This window comes from Terriglobales bacterium, assembly GCA_035457425.1.
Taxonomy (GTDB): Bacteria; Acidobacteriota; Terriglobia; order Terriglobales; family Acidobacteriaceae; genus JACPNR01.
Genome location: DATIBR010000112.1, coordinates 1 through 2,741 on the forward strand (window position 1 = coordinate 1; position 2,741 = coordinate 2,741).

Sequence of the window (2,741 nt, forward strand, 5' to 3'; positions counted from 1 at the left end):
GGAGGCGCGGCACCGGCAGGACGAGTACTTTTCCTCTTTGCTGAATGCTTCCATCGCGGCGGGGAATGCGGTGGGCGCGGCGTACGCCGGCGAGCAGTACATGGACGTCGGGACGCTGGCGGGATATCGGGCGGCGCAGGAGCTTCTGCAGGGCAGGAAAGTTCGCGAAGCGGCGTAAAAGCACAACACAAAGGACACCAAGGTTTCACGAAGGCCCTCACGGAGGGCCCTTTGTTCGTGTCTCTTGAGGTTGGCTTTTCCAGCCGGGTTGCGAAGATCCCACGACTTCTCGAAAATAGCCAGGGATGAGCAAGCCGACCATTCTCGGCATCGAGAGCTCGTGCGACGAGACCGCGGCGGCGGTGGTGCGCGGCGGCGAGGAGCTGCTCTCGAACGTCGTGTTCTCGCAGATCGCGACGCACCAGCCGTACGGCGGGGTGGTGCCGGAGCTGGCGTCGCGCGAGCACCTGCGGGGCATCGTTCCGGTGGTGCGGCAGGCGCTGGAGAAAGCCGGGACGTCCTACCAGGACGTGGACGCGATCGCGGTGACGCAGGGGCCAGGGCTGGCGGGCGCGCTGCTGGTGGGGGTGAGCTTCGCGAAGGCGCTGGCGTTCTCGCTGGAGAAGCCGCTGATCGCGGTCAACCACCTGGAAGGGCACATCCACTCGGTCCTGCTGGAAGAGAAGCAGAAAGGGAATCGCGAGCTGGCGTTTCCCGTGCTCGCGCTGGTGGTGAGCGGCGGACACACGCACCTTTACCTGGCGAGCGAGAAGGCCGACCACTGGTCGTATGAGCTGATCGGGCGGACGCGCGACGACGCGGCGGGCGAGGCCTACGACAAGGTGGCGAAGCTGCTCGGGCTGGGGTATCCGGGCGGGCCGGTGCTGGACCGGCTGGCGAAGCACGGCGACGCGCGCGCGGTGAAGTTCGGCACGGCGCAGATCAAGCACGCGGCGCGCGGCGGGAAGAAGACGGCGAGCCCGGGCAGCGCGGCGTCGCACGATCTATCGTTCAGCGGGATCAAGACCGCGGTGCTGCGCTACGTGGAGCTGAACCAGATGCAGGCGGAGGTCGAGGAGCGACGGCGCGCGCTGGCGGGCAAAGCGAAGCCGAGCGTCGAAGACTTCCTCGCGGTCACGCCGAAGAAGACGCTGGACCTGATTGCGAGCTTCCAGCGCGCGGTGGTCGAGGACCTGGTGGAAAAGACGCTGGAGGCGGCGCGGGCGCGGGAGGTCGCGACGCTGTTCGTCACCGGCGGCGTAGCGGCGAACTCCGAGTTGCGCGCGACCTTCGAACAGCGCGCGGCGCAGGAGGGCCTGCCGGTGTTCTTTCCGTCGCGTCCGCTCTCGACCGACAACGCCGCGATGATCGCGGCGGCGGCGTATCCCAAGTACGTCGCGCGGGAGTTCGCTCCGCTGGATTTCTCGGCGGAGGCCGGGCTGGTGCTGCGGTAAAAGCGCTCTTGGCTCTTGGCTGCGCCGGCGAGTCGCCGGCGCCTACCCGCGTAGAGGACCAGGCCAAAAGCCAAGAGCCAAAAGCGATTTCCGTCCTATAGTTCCCACGCAAAACTTTTCAGAACAGCCGCCCGTGCGCCGCGTCTTAGCGGACGAGGGCGAGCGATGGCGGTACCGGAGCAGGCGATCTTGGCGAACCCGTTCGCGAGCGCAGTGGCAGCCGACGCGGTCGAGCAGCTGGTGCGCGCGCACGCGCGGTTCGTCTTCCAGGTCGCGTACTCGGTGCTGCGGCACGCGCACGACGCCGAAGACGTGGTGCAGGAGACGTTCCTGCGGGTGATGAAGCACCAGGCGGAGCTGCCGGCAGTGCGGGATGAGAAAGCGTGGCTGGCGCGCATCGCGTGGCGGCTGGCGGTGGACAGGCGTCGCGGGCAGCCGGAGATGGCGAGCGATCCGGATGCGGTCCTGGGGCAGATGCAGGCACGCGGGATGAACGCGGAGCAGGCGCTCGCGTGCGGCGAGACGAAGGCGCTGCTGGAGTCGCTGATCGCCGCGCTGCCGGTGGAGCTGCGCGAGCCGCTGCAACTCTCGACCGTGCACGAGATGACGTCGAGCGAAGTGGCGGCGGTGCTGGGAATACCGGAAGCGACGGTGCGGACCAGGGTGTTCCGGGCGCGGCAGATGCTGAAAGAGAAGCTGGCGGTGCTTCTGGAATCAAATGCAGGGCGGAAGTGAAGTCATGAACGAACACGAAGAAAAACTCGAACGGATGCTGGACGCGGCGCTGGCGGAGTACGGTGCGGCCGAACCGCTCGCGGGGCTGGAGGAGCGAGTGCTCGGCCGGCTGCACGCCGAGCCGGAGCACGCGCGGCCATGGTGGATGTGGGGCGCGGTGGCGGCCGCGGCGGCGCTGGTGTTGGTCGCGCTGCTCGTGATGTCGCGGAGCGAGCCGAAGAGCGCGCCGGTGGTAAGCAAGAACCCGCCGGTAGCGGCGCCGGCGCCGACACCTGCCCGGCGGCCGGAACCGCAGGTGGCCAAGGCGCCGAAGACGCAGCCGTCGAGCCCGCGGGTCACAGCGGCGGTGGCGCAGGACCTGCCCAAGCGCGACGTGTTCCCGACGCCCACGCCGCCGAGCGAGCAGGAACTGCTGCTGGCGAAGTACATGCGGCGCACGCCGCGGGAAGAGATCCTGACGATGGCGACGCGGCCGGAGAGCGAGTTGCCGAAGGACCCGTGGGAAGCGCCGGCGAACCAGCCCGGCGGTGGTGGTTCGACGATCCAACAGTT

3 protein-coding genes are annotated in these 2,741 nt (G+C 68.6%); all 3 read left to right on the top strand.

Features of this window, described 5'->3' with window-relative positions; genetic code table 11:
• Window positions 1–305 precede the first annotated feature (305 nt).
• A complete protein-coding gene (tsaD, locus tag VLA96_08425) occupies window positions 306–1,454 on the top strand; it encodes a tRNA (adenosine(37)-N6)-threonylcarbamoyltransferase complex transferase subunit TsaD (GenBank protein HSE49215.1) in 1,149 nt (382 codons plus the stop codon).
• A gap of 165 nt (window positions 1,455–1,619) precedes the next feature.
• The gene (locus VLA96_08430; protein ID HSE49216.1) at window positions 1,620–2,189 is read left to right on the top strand and encodes an RNA polymerase sigma factor; all 570 of its coding nucleotides are present in this window, start codon (window positions 1,620–1,622) and stop codon (window positions 2,187–2,189) included.
• Between the two features lie 4 nt (window positions 2,190–2,193).
• A partial coding sequence (locus tag VLA96_08435) for a hypothetical protein (protein HSE49217.1) occupies window positions 2,194–2,741 on the top strand: 548 nt, incomplete at its 3' end.

Bases quoted from the DNA above. Each gene is read 5' to 3' on its own strand.
- tsaD (HSE49215.1), top strand. From the start codon at position 306: ATGAGCAAGCCGACCATTCTCGGCATCGAGAGCTCGTGCGACGAGACC.
- VLA96_08430 (HSE49216.1), top strand. From the start codon at position 1,620: ATGGCGGTACCGGAGCAGGCGATCTTGGCGAACCCGTTCGCGAGCGCA.